Source organism: Nocardioides marinquilinus, from assembly GCF_039543705.1.
Classification (GTDB): domain Bacteria; phylum Actinomycetota; class Actinomycetes; order Propionibacteriales; family Nocardioidaceae; genus Nocardioides; species Nocardioides marinquilinus.
On sequence record NZ_BAABKG010000001.1, the window covers coordinates 341786 to 358822 of the forward strand.

General features: G+C 75.4%; 17 protein-coding genes. 7 read left to right on the forward strand and 10 right to left on the reverse strand.

Going from position 1 to position 17037, the window contains the following annotated elements; translation table 11 throughout:
• Window position 1: 1 nt before the first annotated feature.
• The 10 genes from ABEA04_RS01670 to ABEA04_RS01715 form a co-directional block, all read right to left on the reverse strand.
• Window positions 2-826, reverse strand: a complete 825-nt coding sequence (locus tag ABEA04_RS01670) for a hypothetical protein (RefSeq protein WP_345453815.1) — start codon at window positions 824-826, stop codon at window positions 2-4.
• Complete coding sequence (locus ABEA04_RS01675; protein WP_345453818.1) at window positions 816-4061, reverse strand: hypothetical protein; 3246 nt, start codon at window positions 4059-4061, stop codon at window positions 816-818. Before ABEA04_RS01675 ends, ABEA04_RS01670 begins: the two co-directional genes overlap by 11 nt.
• A 46-nt stretch (window positions 4062-4107) precedes the next feature.
• Window positions 4108-4497, reverse strand: a complete 390-nt coding sequence (locus ABEA04_RS01680; RefSeq protein ID WP_345453821.1) for a phosphomannose isomerase type II C-terminal cupin domain — start codon at window positions 4495-4497, stop codon at window positions 4108-4110.
• Entirely contained in the window at window positions 4494-5717 is a 1224-nt protein-coding gene (locus ABEA04_RS01685; protein WP_345453824.1) for a glycosyltransferase family 4 protein, read from the reverse strand. Before ABEA04_RS01685 ends, ABEA04_RS01680 begins: the two co-directional genes overlap by 4 nt.
• 85 nt (window positions 5718-5802) lie before the next feature.
• Window positions 5803-6453: a class F sortase gene (locus tag ABEA04_RS01690; RefSeq protein WP_345453827.1), complete on the reverse strand. Its 651-nt coding sequence runs from the start codon at window positions 6451-6453 to the stop codon at window positions 5803-5805.
• Entirely contained in the window at window positions 6450-7379 is a 930-nt protein-coding gene (locus ABEA04_RS01695; protein ID WP_345453830.1) for a DUF4397 domain-containing protein, read from the reverse strand. Before ABEA04_RS01695 ends, ABEA04_RS01690 begins: the two co-directional genes overlap by 4 nt.
• A 51-nt stretch (window positions 7380-7430) precedes the next feature.
• Window positions 7431-8639, reverse strand: coding sequence for a glycosyltransferase (locus tag ABEA04_RS01700; RefSeq protein WP_345453833.1), 1209 nt, complete (start codon window positions 8637-8639; stop codon window positions 7431-7433).
• A complete protein-coding gene (locus tag ABEA04_RS01705) occupies window positions 8636-9466 on the reverse strand; it encodes a glycosyltransferase family 2 protein (protein ID WP_345453836.1) in 831 nt (276 codons plus the stop codon). Before ABEA04_RS01705 ends, ABEA04_RS01700 begins: the two co-directional genes overlap by 4 nt.
• A gap of 433 nt (window positions 9467-9899) precedes the next feature.
• Window positions 9900-10460: a hypothetical protein gene (locus ABEA04_RS01710; protein WP_345453838.1), complete on the reverse strand. Its 561-nt coding sequence runs from the start codon at window positions 10458-10460 to the stop codon at window positions 9900-9902.
• Between the two features lie 68 nt (window positions 10461-10528).
• Window positions 10529-10681: a hypothetical protein gene (locus ABEA04_RS01715; protein WP_345453841.1), complete on the reverse strand. Its 153-nt coding sequence runs from the start codon at window positions 10679-10681 to the stop codon at window positions 10529-10531.
• 410 nt (window positions 10682-11091) lie between these two features.
• On the opposite strand from ABEA04_RS01715, the gene ABEA04_RS01720 reads away from it, so the two are divergent.
• The 7 genes from ABEA04_RS01720 to ABEA04_RS01750 all read left to right on the forward strand — a co-directional run bounded on the left by ABEA04_RS01720 (window position 11092) and on the right by ABEA04_RS01750 (window position 16893).
• Window positions 11092-12009 carry a PRC and DUF2382 domain-containing protein gene (locus ABEA04_RS01720; protein WP_345453844.1) on the forward strand — a complete coding sequence of 306 codons (918 nt, stop codon included), beginning with the start codon at window positions 11092-11094 and terminating at the stop codon, window positions 12007-12009.
• Window positions 12006-12647, forward strand: a complete 642-nt coding sequence (locus ABEA04_RS01725; protein WP_345453847.1) for a hypothetical protein — start codon at window positions 12006-12008, stop codon at window positions 12645-12647. The genes ABEA04_RS01720 and ABEA04_RS01725 overlap by 4 nt, the downstream gene beginning before the upstream one ends.
• A gap of 276 nt (window positions 12648-12923) precedes the next feature.
• Window positions 12924-13658: a helix-turn-helix transcriptional regulator gene (locus ABEA04_RS01730; RefSeq protein ID WP_345453850.1), complete on the forward strand. Its 735-nt coding sequence runs from the start codon at window positions 12924-12926 to the stop codon at window positions 13656-13658.
• A 325-nt stretch (window positions 13659-13983) separates the two neighbouring features.
• The gene (locus ABEA04_RS01735; protein ID WP_345453853.1) at window positions 13984-14409 is read left to right on the forward strand and encodes a hypothetical protein; all 426 of its coding nucleotides are present in this window, start codon (window positions 13984-13986) and stop codon (window positions 14407-14409) included.
• Window positions 14410-14528: 119 nt separating this feature from the next.
• A complete protein-coding gene (locus ABEA04_RS01740) occupies window positions 14529-15263 on the forward strand; it encodes an ANTAR domain-containing protein (protein ID WP_345453856.1) in 735 nt (244 codons plus the stop codon).
• Between the two features lie 129 nt (window positions 15264-15392).
• On the forward strand, window positions 15393-16139 hold the full coding sequence (locus tag ABEA04_RS01745; RefSeq protein WP_345453858.1) for an ANTAR domain-containing protein: 747 nt from the start codon (window positions 15393-15395) through the stop codon (window positions 16137-16139).
• 31 nt (window positions 16140-16170) lie between these two features.
• Window positions 16171-16893: a GAF domain-containing protein gene (locus ABEA04_RS01750; protein WP_345453860.1), complete on the forward strand. Its 723-nt coding sequence runs from the start codon at window positions 16171-16173 to the stop codon at window positions 16891-16893.
• Window positions 16894-17037 lie beyond the last annotated feature (144 nt).

The following is a 17037-nucleotide window of genomic DNA, read 5'->3' on the forward strand; positions in this document are numbered from 1 at the left end:
ATCACCTGTCGAGGACCAGCGTGCGCAGCGGCTGCGTCTGGTCGGGGTAGCTGAGGGTGACGACGAATCGTCCGGACGGTGGGAGCGAGACGGTCACGGTGGTCGTGCCGCCCGCGGCGACGTCGATGAGCGGGTAGCTGACCTCGTTGCCGTCGGTGGCGGTGCGCACCTCGAGCGGGCCGGTGCTGCCGGGGCCGGTGTCGCCGGTGTCGCCGGCGCTCACGACGACCTCGACCTGGCTGCCCGAGACCCGGCCGAACGACAGCTCGAGCGGTGCCCGGGTCGCCTCGGACTGCGACGTGGCCGAGGTGTTCACCGCGACGACGACCACCACGGCGGCGATCGCGACCCAGGGCACCAGGCGGACGGCGGTGCGCAGGCCGGGAGGCGGTCGCGGCGGCCGGTGGCGCTCGTCGGGCGGGACCGGCCGCCGCACCCCCCGCAGGGCGAGGACGGCGTGCCCGGCCAGCCCGGCGGCGGCGGCCGTGAGCAGGGCGAGCACCCAGGTGCGATGGCTCAGGCCGAGCCCGGTCGAGCCGAGCAGCAGGCCGACCAGCACCAGCGTCACGAGCAGGCCGCCGACGGTCACGAGCAGCCGGTCGGCCGGCCCGAGCCGGCGACGTCCGGCCAGGGCGTCGACGACGACGGCGAGCGCGAGCAGGGCCAGTCCCCCGACGACGGCGTCGGGGGCGCCGAGCAACGGCGCGAGCCCGGCCGCGAGCAGGACGGCGGACCGCGCGGCCAGGTCGGCGGCGGTGCGGGTCAGGTCACGGGGTCGGTCACGTGACAGGTCAGGGAGCAGGTCAGGGAGCAGGTCAGGGAGCACCGAGGGCCTCCAGGTCGTAGATCACCACGGAGCCGTTGTCGTAGATCGCCTGCACCCCGGGCACGTCGCCGAACTTGCGCAGCGCGGCGGCGGGCACGGGCGCGACCCGACCGTCCTCGCCGAACTCGCCCGACTCGACGTAGACGCCCTGGTTCGGCAGGCCGTTGGCGTCGCGGCGGTCGGCGATCAGGTAGCGGATGCCGGCCTCGCGCACGAGGGCGACGTCGGCCGGCCCGAACTCGGGGTCGAGCAGCAGCCGCGAGGCGTCGATGCCGGTGCCGACGTGGGTGACGACGTACTGACCGGCGTAGGGCCCGGCCAGGCGGCCGCCGACCCGGTCGCCGTAGACGACGCTGTCGGGGGGCAGGTGGGTCGCCATCCACGCCGTCGCGGCGAGGTTGTCGGCGTCGACGCTGCGGGCGTCGTCGGAGACCCGGAACGCGCCCGGCAGCTGGTTGACGACGCTGCCCGCGCCGAGCACGACGCTGCCGACGAACGCCACGGTCGCCACGGTCGCGAGCACCACCGTGCGGCCCCGGCCGGCCTCGCGCTGCCAGCACCACCACGCGACCACGAAGGCCACGCCGAGGAAGACGAAGCCGGCCGAGCGGTCGCCGACCTCGGCGGTGGCGACGGTGAGGTGCCCGGCGGGGATGAGGGGGTAGAGCAGCGCGACCAGCAGCAGCAGGACGACGACCGAGCTGCGCTGCGCCAGCAGCCGCCGCGCGCGCCACAGGGCCACCAGCAGCACCACCAGAGTGACGACGAGCGAGGCGAGGATGGCGTAGCGCTCCCACGCGGCGGTGCGCACGCCCGCGGCGTTCTCGAACAGCGGCCGCGACTCGCCGCTGCCGATCACGCCCTCGACGGCGCTCACCGACCCCCCGGCGATGTCGCCGAGGTAGCCGCCGAGCGGGTTGCCGGGGTTGAGGGCGAGCAGCGCGAAGGCGACCGCGCCGGCACCGGCCACCACCAGCATCGGGGCGACCGAGCGGGGTCGCCCGCGCCGCAGCAGCCACTCGAGCACCGCCCAGACGAGCAGGGCGATCACGAGCAGCGCGGTGGTGAGGTGGTGGCTGACCGCCACGGCCCCGACCGCCGCCACCGCGGGCAGCAGCGCGAGCCGGGTGCCGGGTCGCCGGCTGAGCACGAGGTAGACGGTCAGGGCGGCCAGCGGGAGCGCCATGGTCTGGTAGGAGTACTGGGCGTTGAAGGCCAGCAGCTGCAGGTTGCACGCGTAGAGGACGACGGCCGCCGCACCCACGCGCAGCGACCCGGTCACCCGGGCCACGACCAGCAGCACGGCCAGCGCGAGCACCAGCCGGCAGGCGAGCAGGACGGCGACGGCGCTGGCGTGGTCGCTCGCCCCGGTGAGGGTGCGCACCGCGTCCGTGGCCAGCTGCAGCCCGGGGTAGTACGACGTCACCGGCAGCAACGGGTTGTCGCCGAAGAGCCGGCCCGACTGCTCGATCAGCCGCAGGCCGTTGACGTGGGTCAGCTCGTCGTGGCGCACGAACCGCACCGGGTCGACCACGAGCCGGGTCAGCTGCAGCAGCATCAGCATGGTCACCGCGAGCACCGCGCGCGTCGAGGAGCGCAGCCGGGGCCAGAACACGCCGATCGCGGCCGGGGCGAAGATCAGCACGAGGCCGCCGACGTAGAGCGCCTGCGCGGTCGTGCCGCCGCTGCCGTCGGCGCGCGAGCGGGAGACGGCCTCGGCGATCGGCAGCAGCCCCAGGCTCATCAGCGCCACGGCCGGTCCGGCGCCGACCAGGCCGGCCAGCCGGCCCGGGGGTCGCTGCTCCTCCGGCCGGGCGACGGTGACCGCCGGCGCGAGGGCCGCGACCGGCGGGAGGGGCCGACCGGCCGCCGCGACCGCCGGCGTCGCCGTCGTCCGGGCGGCCACCAGCAGCGGCCAGCCGAGCACGAGCGCCTCGACGACGAGGGCGCCCAGCCACCACGTGCACAGTCCGACGACGCCGTCGGCGGCCATCCCGATCGCGGCCGCGGCCAGTTCGAAGCAGCCGGCCACGAGCAGCACGGCACTGGCCCGGCCGGCGCGGCCCTGCACGCGGCGCAGGGCCACGTAGTGGTCCTTGACCACGAAGGGCAGGCCGGCGAGGGCGAGCAGCCGCAGCACGTCGACGCCCTCGGCGGAGTACTGCGCGCCGAAGAGGGAGAGCACCGGCCCGGCGAGGGGGAGCAGCACCAGGTTGGCGCCGACGCTGACGGCCAGGCTGAGCGGCACCGTGAGCCGCATCCGGTGCAGGACGTCGCGCTCGCTGCCCGCGGCCGAGGCGAACAGGGCGACGCTGATGGCGAACGGGAGCGCGAAGACCGCGCCGGTGACCTGCAGGGCGGTGGAGAAGACGCCGTTGCCCTGGGCCGAGACGCCCACCAGCACCAGCAGCGGCAGCAGCTGCAGCGGCGCCTGCAGCGCGGTCGTGAGCGCGTGGTGCGACGCCGCGAGCCCGCCCAGGCCACGCAGCACGCCCCGGTCGACGAGCGGGCCGGGGTCGGCGAGCGACCGGCCGCCACGGGTGCGCCAGGCAACCAGCGGCAGCGAGACGGCGGTGCCGACCGTCCAGGCCAGGAAGATCGCCATGCCGCCGGTCTGGCCGCCAGCCGCCAGGGCGACGAGCGCGGCGAGCTTGACGACGCTGGCCAGCGTGTTGCGCTCAAGCTGGAGGGAGCCGTTGCCGAGCACCAGCACGGCCTGGTCGAGCACGACCGAGACCGACACCAGCCCGGCCCCCACCGCGAACAGCACGGCGAGGGCCGGCGTCCCGGTGATCGGGGCCAGGGCGGTGACGCCCACGAGGTGCACGGCGACCAGCGGCACGAGCGCGGCGAGGACGACGCCACCGGCGCCGGCGACCACGAGCGCCGAGCGGGTCAGCAGCCGTCGTCGGCCCTGCTCGGTCAGCGGCAGCCGGGCGATGAGCATCGTGCCCAGTCCGCAGGTGCCGAGCGTGCCGAGCAGCATCATCGCCGCGACCGCGGCACCCGCGACGCCCACGGCGCTGATCGGGAACTGGCGGGCGGCGACGAGCCAGAACACCAGGCCGAGGGCGCTGGTCGTGGCGTAGGTGCCGACCAGCGAGGTGCTGATCGCGGCGATCCGGCGCAGGCCGGACGGGCCCGTGGCGCCCATCGAGCCCGAGGAGCCCGTGGGCTCCTCGAGCGCCGTGGGCGCGGCCTCCGCCTCGGCCTGGTGCGGCAGCACGTCGGTCATCGGTGCTCCGCCCCCGCTCGCCGTCGTCGTCCCCGTGGTGCCCGGCTCACCGCTGGTAGTCGTCCTGGATCCGCTCGATGTCGTGCTCGTCGAAGTGGCCCACGGCGACCTCGAGGATCCGCGCCGGCTCGGTGCCGGCGTTGCCCATGCGGTGCGTGGCGCCCGCCGGCACCCAGACCCGCTCGCCGGCGTGCGCGGTCCAGGCGTGGTCGTCGACGACGACCTGCATCGGGCCGTCGAGCACCTGCCAGAGCTCGCTGCGGTGCTCGTGACGCTGCAGCGAGAGCCGGGCGCCGGGCTCGACGGTGATGACCTTCACGGTGCAGGCCTCGTTGAGGGCGAGCTGCTCGAAGCGACCCCAGGGACGCTCGGAGACGAGGGTCCTGCGGGTGCCCTGCCGGGTCCCGGCGGGGTTCTGGGTGGAGGTCTGGGTCATGGTCGTTCTCCTCGGGGTGTCGTGGTCCGCACGGGTGCGCTCGCGCCGGTGCGGGGCGTGCGCGTGGTGCGCTGAGCCGTGGGGGCGTCGGTGGGGGCGGCCAGCCGTTCGAGCACGGGGGCCATCCGGTCGAGCACGTGCGACCACAGGAAGCGGTCCTCGACGCGACGTCGGCCCTGCCGCCCCATCGAGGCGGCCGCCTCGGGGTCGCGCAGCAGCCGGTCGAGGGCGTCGGCGAGCCGGTCGGGCAGCGCCGCTCCGGGCGCGACGGTGAGGGCGGTGACGTCCTCGACCACGATCTCCGGGACGCCGCAGGTCGGGGTGACCACGCACGGCAGTCCGTGCGCCATCGCCTCGAGCAGCGCGCCGGGGAAGGGGTCGAAGTGGGCGGGCAGGCAGAACACGTCGGCCTCGGCGTAGAGCCGCGACATGGCCTCGCGGTCGTGCACCCGCCCGAGGTGGGTGACGCCGTCCTGGGCCGGCACCGGGTAGGGCGTGCCCACCAGCCGCAGCTCGGCGTCGGGGTGGCGGTGGCGCAGCAGCGCGAACGCCTGCAGCAGCTCCGGCCCGCCCTTGCGCTCGAAGTCGTTGCCGACGAACAGCACGACCGGGGCCCGGTCGGTGCGGGGCTCCCGCCGTGCGGGCGGCGGGGGCAGGGTGACGCCGGCGCCGACGACGCTCACCCGGGCCGGCGGCACGTCGTACTGCTCGACCAGGGAGCGGGCGGTCTCCTGCGAGAAGGCGAACAGGTGCGCGGCGCGGTGGAACTGCCGGTGCTCGCGGTCGAGCCACCGGGCGAGGCCGCGGCCCCGCAGCGGGTCCCAGGCCGGCCACTGCGCCTGCGACTGCCGGTGGGTGCAGTCGAGGTAGAGCACCGTGCGGGGGTCGGCCGTCTCGAACAGGGCGTGCGTCTGCAGCACCACGTCGGCGTCCCGGCCGGTGCCGGACAGACCGGTCTCGGCCCGGCGGCTGCGCAGCCCCACGGCCAGGTTGCTCTTGTGGAACCGCTCCGACCACGCCCGGCGGCCGGGGCGGAACGTGGTGGCGGCCACCAGCAGCCGCTCGGGCCGCGTCAGCTCGGCGTCGACCCGGTCGACGACGTCGAAGCGGTGCCGCACGGCCACCGACAGCGGGCCGGTCAGCGGGTCGCCGCGGTCGGCCAGCAGCACGCGCGGCAGGCGGTGCGGCGTCGGTGCGGCGCGGGGGCCGGGGGTGGTCATCTGCGGTGCTCCTCTCGGTCGGTCGGGTCGGTCGGGTCGGGTCGGTCGGGTCGGTTAGGTCGGGTCGGTCGGGTCGGTCGGGGGGTCAGGAGGCGTAGACCACGACGTTGGCCTGGTAGCCGCCGCGGGCGGCGTCGTAGTCGCCGCCGCAGGTCACCAGGCGCAACGCGGGGCCGGGCACGGGGCCGTAGACCGTGCGGGTCGGGAACCGGTCCTGGGGGTAGGTGCGCACGCCGTCGACGGTGAACCGCGCGGTGGTGCCGTCGCGCCGGGTGACGATCACGGCGTCGCCGACGTCGAGGGCGGCGAGCCGGTAGAAGACGGCGGGGCCGGTGTCGCTGTCGAGGTGCCCGGCCACGACGGCCGGGCCGCGCTCACCCGGCGCCGGGGTGGTGCGCAGCCAGCCCGCGTCGGCGGCGACGTCGGGCACCTCGATCCGGCCGCGGCGGTCGATGCCGAGCTCGGTCACCGGGGCGTCGACGCCGATCGCGGGCACCCGCAGCCGCACGGGCCGGAGCCGGCGCGGCGCGGTGGGTGCGTCGGTGACGGGCGTCAGCGCGGGCGGGGCCGGTGCGCGCGGGGCGGGGGTGGCCGCGGCGACCTCCGGTGCCCGGGCGCTCGGGGTCGGCGTCGCGGGGCCGGCGTCCGCCGTCCCGCCGGCGCCGCAGCCGGCGGCCAGCAGGACGACGGCCGCGACCACCGGTCCGGCCCGCAGGCGTGCGGGGGCGTGCGTCATCGGTGCACCGCCGCGGTGCCGCCGAGGCCGGTCCGCGCGCCGCCGCGGGGGGCGAGCGTCGCGCCGGCGGCGTCGGTCACGACCTCGAGCCGCACCCCGCCGCGCTGGTCGTCGAGCACGACGACGGTGTAGACGCTGCCACCGGCGAGGACGACCGCGTCGGAGTCGGACGCCGCGAGCTGCGGGCTCTCCAGGCGCAGGCTCCACGAGCCGGCCGGCACCGTGGCGTAGCCGGTGGTCTGGCCGAGGGTGGTGTCCTGCGCGAGCACAGGGCCGCCGAGCGCGGTCACGGTGACGGTGTCGGTGGAGCTCGCGGCGGCGAGCAGGCGCACCCTGGCCGCTCCCGCGTCGGGAGGCGTGAGGTCGTCGGTGAGCAGCACGAGCCGCGGCTCCTCGGCCGTCCCGACGACGGCGATCGTGCGGGCCGCGCCGGGGGTGACCTCGAAGCTGCGCGAGAGCAGGGGGGCCGCGCCGGTCGCGGAGCCGATCGCGCTCACCGTCGCCGTGTAGCCACCCGGCGGCAGCGTGCGGTAGACCGACGTGTCGCCGTAGGTCACGCCGTCGCCCTCGGTCATCGACATCGGGTCGCCGCCCACGGGCAGCAGGTCGATCCGGGCCGCGCCCATGCCGGGCACGAAGTGGCCGGCGCGCACCCAGGCCTTGCCGGGCGGGGTCGACCGGGGCCGCTTCCGCGGGCCGGCCGACGGGGCGGACGGAGCGGCGGACGGAGCGGCGGACGGGGCAGCGGACGGGGCGGCCGACCCGGGCGTGGCCGTCGCCGGGGCCGCCGCGGGGGACGCCGCCGTGCGGTCGACGTCGGCCCGCGCGCCGCCGGCGACGGAGAGCCCGATCAGCAGCACGGTCAGGGCGGCCAGGGCCAGGGCCGCCGGCACGATCGTGCGGCGGGCTGGGAGGTGACGGGTCATCGCGGGGTGTCCTTGGCTCGGGTGGTGCGCGGGGTCCGGCGGGCGGGGAGGTCAGGCGACATCGGCCAGCTCCTCGAACAGACGGCGGTAGGAGTCGACGGTCGTGGTCCAGCTGCGCGGGTCGGCGAAGCGGCGTCCGCGCACCTCGGGCAGCGATGCGAGGGCGGCGCTCAGCGCGGGCACGTCGGCGGGCGGCACGAACCGGACGCCGTCGTAGCCCGCCGTGGCCTCGACCAGGCCGCCGACCGAGCTGAGCACGACCGGCAGCCCGGCGGCCATCGCCATGTGCAGCGGACCGGACGACGACGAGCGCAGGTAGGGCAGCACGACCGCGTCGGCCGCGGCGAAGTGCCGCTGCGCCTCGGCGTCGGTCACGTAGCGGTTGACCACGGTGATCCGGTCGCGGGCGGGGCTGCGTCCGACCGCGTCGAGCGGCGCGTCCCAGCCCTCCCACGTCTCGCCGACGATGGTCAGGTGCAGGCCGGCGCGCACGTCGTCCGGCAGCGCCTCGAAGGCGGCGACGAGGTGCTCGAGGCCCTTGTAGGGCCGGATGACGCCGAAGTACAGCAACCGCACCGGCCCCTCGGCGGGGCCCGACGCGTCCGACAGCTCCGACGGCTCCGACGGCTCCGACGGCTCCGAGTCCGACTCCGAGGTGCGCACGTGGTCGTAGGGCCCGTGCGGGACGACCGTCACCGGGGCGCCGCCCGCCGAGATCGCGTAGGCGCGCTCGAGCAGCGCGAGGTCGTGGGCGGAGTGGACGACGTGGGCGTCGACGCGGCGCAGCAGCCGGCGCATCAGCCGCCGCACGTAGCGCTCGACGCCGGGCACGGCGGCCTCGCCGGTGTCCTGCACCTCGTGCCACTCCATGACCACCCGCGCGCCGCGGCGCTGGGCGGTGCGGGCGAGCCGGAGGTAGCTGTGCAGCACCGCGCCGGTCCACCACTGGAGCACCACCACGTGCGGTCGCTCGGCGCCCACGAACCGGGTGGCGCCGCGCATCGAGCGCCCCCACCACCAGTCGACGCCGTCGTAGACCTCGACCCCGTCGGCGTAGTCGAGGTCGTGGACCCGCAGCCCCACCCGCCGGCGTCCGGGGTACAGCACGGTCGGGAGCAGCTGTCGCATCAGCAACGCGTGGGTTGGCATCGACCCGGCCAGGGCGTTGACCAGCCGGCAGGTGTAGTAGCTGACGCCGGAGGTGAACCGCCAGCCGGGGCCGACGACGACCACCGTGGGGGCACCCGGGTCGTGGCTCACGCCGACTCCCGCACCGGGCTCGCCGACCGCACGGCCTGCGCGGGCAGCACGGTCGCCACGTCGTCGTGCAGGACGACGGCGGCCGGGGTGGGCACGGAGGTGCTGCCACGCCGGCGGTGCTCGACGAGGATCGTGCGCAGCACGCGGAACCCGTCGCGCCAGGCGTGCAGGTTGCTGCCGCCGTGGATCCGCTCGAACTCGACGCTGGGGACCTCGTGGATGCTCAGGTCACCGGCAGCCACCCGGGTGTTGATGAGGGTCTCGATCTCGAACCCGTCGCCCCACTGGGCGTCGGTGCTGCCGGAGTCGGGCACCGCCAGCACCGGGAGGATGTCGCGCCAGAAGGCGTTGTAGCCGTAGCAGAGGTCGGTGTAGCGGGTGCCGAACAGCAGGTTGGTGAGGGTGGTCAGCGCCCGGTTGCCCGTGCTGCGCAGCCAGGTGATGTCCTCGCTGCCGCCCCCCACGACGACGCGGCTGCCCTTGGCGAAGTCGGCGCCGTCGACCAGGGCGGCGACGAAGGCGGTGATCTCGCGGGCGTCGGCGGAGCCGTCGGCGTCGAACATGACGATGACGTCACCGGTGGCGGCCTCGAACCCGCAGGCCAGGGCGTTGCCCTTGCCGCGGCGCGTCTGCTGGATCAGCCGCGCGCCGGGTCGGGCGCGCCGCACGACGAGCTCGGTGTCGTCGACGGAGTCCCCGTCGACGACGAGCACCTCGTGCACGGCGGGCAGGGACGGGAGGATGATCTCGAGGTTGCGGGCCTCGTTCCAGGCCGGCACCACGACGGTGATCGTGGGCTCGGTCGAACGGCGTGCTGAGATGCTCACGGGCTGTCTCCAGACAGGGGGCAGCGACCGGACCGGTCGTGCCCCATGACGGACCGGTCCCCGCGGCTCGAGGGCCGGGGACGTGCGCGGTGAGATGCGCGACGTGGTGGTCACCGGCCGCGGACGGGCCGGTGCGGGAGGTGCGGGCCGGGGGAGTCCGGCTCGCCTCCGGTCAGCCGGGAGGCCTCACACGCGTCGGGCCCGCGACGATGCGGGCGGCGCGACGGCCAGGGTCGGCCGGGTGCCTGGACGAGATGGTGCTGGACATGCGAAGACCCCCACGAGCTCCGGTGAATGGAACGTCGTCGGGGTCCTGGACGATGTTGAAATCGACACTAACCGATGTCGCCAAGGGTCGGGGAGCGCTTCGTCCCCCCGGGTGAAGGCGTGCCGCAGCCGCCGGCCGCGGCACGCCCGTCTGCGCCGCGGTCGGTCAGCGGCTGCCACCCAGGGCGGCGGGCAGCCGGCCGCGCAGCTGCTGCGACGGGCGCTGCTGCTCGCCCTGCTGGGCACCCATGACGACCAGGACGCCGGTCATGGCCGGGATCGCCCACTGCGTCATCTTGAGCTGCTTCTGGGCCGCGGCCAGCTTCTTCGACGCGCCCTGGGCGGGCTCGGTGGCGCCCTCGGCGCCCTGCTCGCTCTCGGACTCCACGGTGCGTCCGAGGACGCCGCTGTAGGCCGTCAGGCCGGCCGCGGCCACCGTGACGGCGCCCTTGACCCACGTGTTGGCGGCGCTGCCGGCGTGCTGGTCGAGCCGGCGCCGGTTCGACAGGATCAGCCCGGCCCCGCCGATGCCGTGGGCGGCGACGGCCCCCGCGACCACGGGGGCCCAGAGCTTCCAGCCGAGCGACGAGAGCCGGGTGCGCTCCGTGGGGTCCTCGGCCCGGCCGGTGGCGCCGTTGAGACCGACGGCCCCCATGAGGGAGCCGCCGAACCAGGTGGCCAGGCCGAGGTCGTGGAGGCTGCGGATGACGGTGTTGCGTTCAGACATGGGGTTCCTCGCGTGGGTCATGGGTGGTCGAGCCGGCTCGCGCGGCGCGCGGCGGTCGCGTCCGGCGGTCAGCCCGACGGGTTGTCGGGCGGGACGTCGTCGGGGTCGTCGGCGCCGGGGTTCGGCGGCGGGTCGCTGCCTTCCGACGGCTGGTCGGTGGGCCGCGTGCCGGGCGGTCTGCGCCCGGCCCCGCGGACGAGACGGGGGGTGGTCGGTTTCATGGAGAACCTGACGTCGGGGCGAGGAGTCCGAAGCTCGGATCGCCCACGTCGAACGTAACCCCGGACCTAGCGAGCGGGGACCACCCGATCGGCATCACCCACCAGGGTGGAGATCGCCGCGATTGCGTGATCTCCCCCGGGTCACCCCTAGCCTCGGTCGAGGAGCCACCTCGGTGGTGTCACCCCGGTCCTCGGTGGCGTGCACGTCCCAGCCCCGCCGACCGGCCCCGGGCCTCAGGCCTCAGGCCTCAGGCCCCGGGCGCAGGCGGTCACCCGTCGACGTCCCGGCCCCGTGCCGGGCGCTGAGGGCTGCCTCCGCGCCCGACCCGCACGCGGCCCCGGTGCCGCAGGCGGTCGGCCGACGGCAGCGCCGACCCGGCTCCGCCACCTCGACCAGGAGAGAGACCCCCATGCTCACGACCGACCAGGCACGACAGATCCTCGACGGCGGCAACGTCGTCGGCACCGACGGCCAGAAGATCGGCGGCGTCGGTCAGGTCTTCCTCGACGACGCGACGGGCGAACCGGAGTGGGTGACGGTCAAGACCGGCCTCTTCGGCACCGCCGAGTCGTTCGTCCCGCTCACCACCGCGACCCTCGTCGGCCACGACGTCGAGGTGTCCTTCGACAAGGACACGATCAAGGGCGCCCCGCGGGTCAAGGACTCCGACGGCCATCTCGATCCCTCCGAGGAGGCCGAGCTGTACCACTACTACGGCCTCGGCGGCGACGCGTCCGGCGACCAGCAGGTCACCGACCCGACCACCGACCCGACCACCGACCCGGGCACCGACCGCGTGACCGGCACCGACAGCTACGTCGGCACCGACATCGACGTCACCGGCGGCACCGGCGGCGAGTCGCACGACCACGACCACGGGGCCGGCCACGACGCCTCGGGCCCGGACACCGACACCGCGATGACGCGTTCCGAGGAGCAGCTGCGGGTCGGCACCGAGACGGTCTCGGCGGGCAAGGCGCGGCTGCGCAAGTACGTCGTCACCGAGAACGTCACGCAGACCGTGCCGGTCAGCCACGAGGAGGTGCGGATCGAGCGCGAGCCGATCACCGACGCCAACCGCGGTGACGCGCTGAGCGGCGCCGACATCACCTCCGAGGAGCACGAGGTCGACCTCACCGCCGAGCGGGTGGTGACCGACAAGGAGGCCGTGCCGGTCGAGCGCGTGCGCATGGACGTCGACACCGTCACCGAGGACGAGACCGTGAGCGAGGACGTCCGCAAGGAGCAGATCGACACCGACGCGACCGACGCCGACGGCACCGCTGACACCTCGGGCACCACCCACAGCAACGGACGCACCTCATGACGTCGGGCACCGGCGCCGACCGGCTCGACCCGGTCGACCACGACGGGCACGACGGGGCACCGGGCACCACCGACCGCCGCAAGGCGGTGGTGGGCCGTGAGAAGGCGGAGCACGGCGGGGTCAAGGTCGGCTCGGCCTTCTTCGGCTGGCTGACCGCCACCGGGATGTCGATCCTGCTCGCCGCCGTGCTCGTGGCCGCCGGCACCGCGATCGGGCTGGCCTCGGTCGACGACGTCGAGAGCGCCACCGACACCGCGGCCGGCAATGCCGGGACCATCGGTCTCGTCGGGGCGATCGTGCTGCTGGTGGTGATCTTCGTGTCCTACCTGTGCGGCGGCTACGTGGCCGGGCGCATGGCCCGGTTCAACGGGCTGCTCCAGGGTCTGGCCGTGTGGATCTGGGCGGTCGCCATCGCGGTCGTCGTCGCGATCGTCGGCGCGATCGCCGGGTCGAAGTACGACGTCCTGGCCAACCTGAACAGCTTCCCGCGGCTGCCGGTCAACGAGGGTGACCTCGGCCTGGCCGGGGTGATCGCGCTCGCCGCGGTCGCCGTGGCCGCCCTGGCCGGGGCCCTGCTCGGCGGTCTCGCCGGGATGCGGTTCCACCGCAACGTCGACAAGACCGGCCTCGGCCGGTAGTCGACCCGCAGCACCGCCACGGGCGGCGGGGACGCGTCGTCCCTGCCGCCCGCCGCCCGCCGGCCGCCGGCCGCCGGCCGCCGCCGAACCGTCGCGCACCGAGCCGGATCCGCGGTACCGTGACGCCTTCGCACGCCATCTGATGGTGCTGCCCCGGACCCCGCCAGCACGCGAACCCGACGTCGTCGGTGCTGCCGTCCGGGCGCTTCGGCCGGTCCAGCCCCGCGCGTCGCGTTCACAGGTGGACGACTTCCCAGCGCAGCAGGAGTGCCGACCATGGCGCACGCACCCCCACTCCCCGACCGACGCGACCCCACGACCGCCCGCGACCGCAGCACGTCGCCGCTCGGACGACGCCCGGACCCGACGGCGGGCGACTCCCGGCTGCGCTCGACCGTGACCCGACCCGTGCGGGTCAGGCTGGTCGGCGCCGACACCCTGACGACCGTCGGACTGGCCGCGATGCTGCACCGGCACCGCGATCGCGTCGACGTGGACCCGCAGGTGCCGGCGACGCCCGAGCACGTCGACGTGGTGCTGGTCGACATGGCGACGTCCGTCGACGTCGCGGTCGAGCACGTGAACCGCCTGGTCGACCTGGGCGTGGCCTGCGTGGCCGGCTTCGGCTGGCACGTCGACCCGCGCCTCGGCTGTCGGGTGCTCGAGGCCGGCGCCTGCGGCGTGGTCTGGCCCGGTCTGGGGGCCGACGACCTGTGCACGCTGCTCGAGACCCTGCACCGAGGCTGCCGGCGCACGCGCCGACGGGTCCCGGCCGCGCCCGACTGGCAGACACCGGCGACCAGGCAGGCCGCCCTGAGCGAGCGCGAGGCCGAGACGCTGACGCTGATGTGCCGGGGTCTGAGCAACGCCGAGATCATGTACATCAGCCCCAGCGCGTTGAAGAACCACATCCGCTGGGTCCACGTGAAGGTCGGCTGCACGCGCCGCACCCAGGTCATGCTCTGGGGTCGCCGCCACGGCATCGGGAGCACGCCGTGGGACCTCGACTGACCCGCCGGGCGTGGACGGCGCCCGCCGCACCGGGGAGCCGACCCCCGCACGACCTCGCCACCGTGGCGGCCCCCGCAGGGGTGGTCTGCTGTCGAGCCCGTCGACGCGCGGCGGTCACCGGGCTACGGTGGTCGCTCGTCGTCCTGGACCCCGACAAGACTTCGACACGAAGCGAGGGTCCATGTCGACCTCGATCGACCGGTCGCCCGTCCCGGTCCGGGCGCACGCAGCAGGCCCTCTCGGGCTGCGAGCCGGTGAGCCGCACCACGCTGGTGCCCCGGCCGCGACGGCTTCCGCACTGCACGAGCACGACGGCCTGCTCTCGATGGCGCGCATCATCACCGGCAGCGACGCGACGGCCCGTGACATCGTCCTGCGGGTCGTCCGGGCCGCTCCTCCCGACGCCGGTCCCCCCGAGGGAGCGTCCGGAAGCGCCGGCACCGGTGTCGACCCGGTGCTCGTGTCGGCCGTCTTCGGGGCGTGCCGGGTCTGGCTGCAGTCCGAGGTGCGACCGACGGGGACGACCAACGAGGCGATCGACTGGGTTGCCCGCATCAGCGCCCAGCAACGGTGCGCCGTGGCGCTCTACCTCCACGGCGCGCAGTCGCCGCCGCGGATCGCCCGCCTCCTGGACGTGCCGACCCGAGCGGTCTGCCGGCTGCTCCTCGCCGCCATGGACGAGCTCGTCGGCTCCGACCGCACGGTCCGGCGGGGGAACCCGGGTCCCCCGACCGGCTCGGCGACCCGATGAGCCTCCGGGCCCACCGTCGCACCGCGGCGGGAGACCGGGCGACGTCGTCGGCGCAGGGCGATACCGTCCGGGGAGCCGTTGATGGCTCCGACAGCCCGAGCGCGGACGAGAGGAGTCGCATGACCGACACCCGCCCGCTCGACGAGCGCATGGCCGAGGCGGCTCGCGAGCTGCACGACCAGGCCGACGTCCAGCTGACCTACGACAGCGCCGTGCAGCTGGCGGTGGCCAACGTGACCGGCGCCGACGCGGCCGGCCTCACCATCGCGAGTCGGGGACGCAAGGCCGAGACGCTGGCGGTCACCGCCGGGTGGGTCACCACCGCGGACCGCCTGCAGTACACCCTCGACGAGGGTCCGTGCGTCGACGCGACCTGGGAGCACCACCTGGTGCACAGCCCGGAGCTGACCACGGACGCGCGGTGGCCGACCTGGGGGCCCCGGGTCTTCGCCGAGACCGGAGCGCGCAGCGTCCTGTCCCTCCAGCTGTTCACCCACCGCGACAGCCTCGGCGCGATCAACCTGTACTCGCGCACCGCCGACGCGTTCGACGCGCGCGACCGCACCGACGGCCTCACCGTGGCGGCGCACATCGCGATCGCCGTCGCCGCCGCGCAGTCGATCGCGCAGCTCGAGACGGCGGTGGCCTCGAGGACCGTGATCGGCAACGCCGTGGGCATGCTCATGGAGCGGTTCGCCTTCTCCGAGCAGCGCGCGTTCGCGGCCCTGAGCCGGATCGCGAGCGAACGGGGCCGCAAGGTGCGCGACGTGGCGCAGGAGGTGGTCTCAGACCACCGTGCGCGGCAGGAGACCGGGTCCGCGCCGCCGGGGCCGACGCCGCCGGGCGACGGGTGAGAGTCGGCCGGGGGCGTGGGGTCAGGTCCCCGGCGTGCCCGCAGGCCGTCGCGAGGGCGGAGGCACTAGTGTCGCCTCTGGCGGCCTCCGTCCGGCGCCCACCTCGACGAGACGGGACCGCCAGCAGCCGTGCACGGGGATGAGCAGCGCGCCGAGGGCGGGTCGGAGCGGGAGCGCCTGGAGCGCCTCGTCGCCGCCCAGCAGCCGACCGGACGCCGCGGGCGCGGACTGCTCCTCGACCGGCTCTGTGCCACGGCGGTCGCCGAGCTCGACCTGTGCGCCGCGGCCGTCTCGCACCCGCCCACCGACGGCACCCACCTGGTGGCGGCCGCCTCCGACGACGCGGCGCGCCGGCTCGAGGAGCTGCAGTTCGACGTGGGTGAGGGACCGACCCACGACGCGTGCCGCGAGCGGCGGCCCGTGCTGGTCCCCTCCCTCGACGACCGGGCGCTGCAGCGGTGGCCGGGCTTCGTGCAGGCGGCGGCCTCGGTCGGGGTGGCCGCGGTGTTCACGTTCCCGCTGCACGTCGGCGCGGCTCTGCTGGGCGCCCTGGCGCTCTACCGCGCCACCGCCGGCGGCCTGTCCGGCGCGGAGGTGCGCACCGCGCTGACCCTCGCCGACCTCACCGTCGAGGCGATGATCGACCTGACGCTGGACGACGACACCGACGCGCCCCCCTTCGTCGACGCCCTCGACGGCCAGGCGCACGTCTACCAGGCCCAGGGCATCGTGATGGTGCAGCTGGGCGTCAGCCTGACCGAGGCGCTGGCCCTGATGCGGGGCCGCGCCCACGCCGAGGGCCTATCGTTGGCCGACTTGTCGAGGGCGATCATCGACGGGACGGCGAGCTTCGGGCAGGACGGAACCGCACCATGACCCGCGACACCGCACAGATCGGACGTCATCCATGATCTCGACCAGCGAGCTCAGCACGGCCTTCGTCGGCATGGCAGACAGCCTGGTCGACGACTTCGACCTGGTCGACTTCCTGCACGACCTGACGGTCCACGCGGCGCACCTCAGCGGCGCCGACGCGGTGGGCATCGTGCTCGCCGACCACGCCGGCCGGGTGCGCTACATGGCCTCGAGCAACGAGTCGGGACGCCTGATGGAGCTGCTGCAGCTGCAGAGCTCCGAGGGTCCCTGCCTCGACTGCGTGCGCACCGGCGTCCCCGTCGTCAACGCCGACCTGGCCCACGCCGGCGACCGGTGGCCGGTGTTCGCACCCCAGGCGCGCAGCGCCGGTTTCGCGGCGGTCCACGCCTTCCCGCTGCGGCTGCGGCGCGACGTGCTCGGTGCGCTCAACCTGTTCAGCAGCGAGGCCATGACCTTCTCCGAGGAGGAGGTCGGGGTGGTGCAGGCGCTGGCCGACGTCGCGACCATCGCCATCATGCAGGAGCGGGCGATCGCCCGGGCCGAGGCGGTCACCGAGCAGCTGCAGGGGGCGCTCAACAGCCGCATCGTCGTCGAGCAGGCCAAGGGGGCGCTGGCCCAGGCGGCGGGCATCACGATCTCCGAGGCCTTCGAGCTGCTGCGCAGCCGCGCGCGCAGCACCCGGCGCAAGCTGGTCGACGTCGCGGGCGACGTCCTGGCCGAGATCGCGGACGAGGCCGGCCGCCCACCGTCCTGACGGCGCTCGGGGTGAGTCGGCCACCCGCTGCGGCGGGTAGCCTGCCGAGGCAACCATCTCGTGGTCCAGCCCCGGCCCCCGGCGACGCGAGTCCGCACGTCGCCTGCTGACCCCCGTGGGGGGCCGGCCCGGTGCCGTGGACGA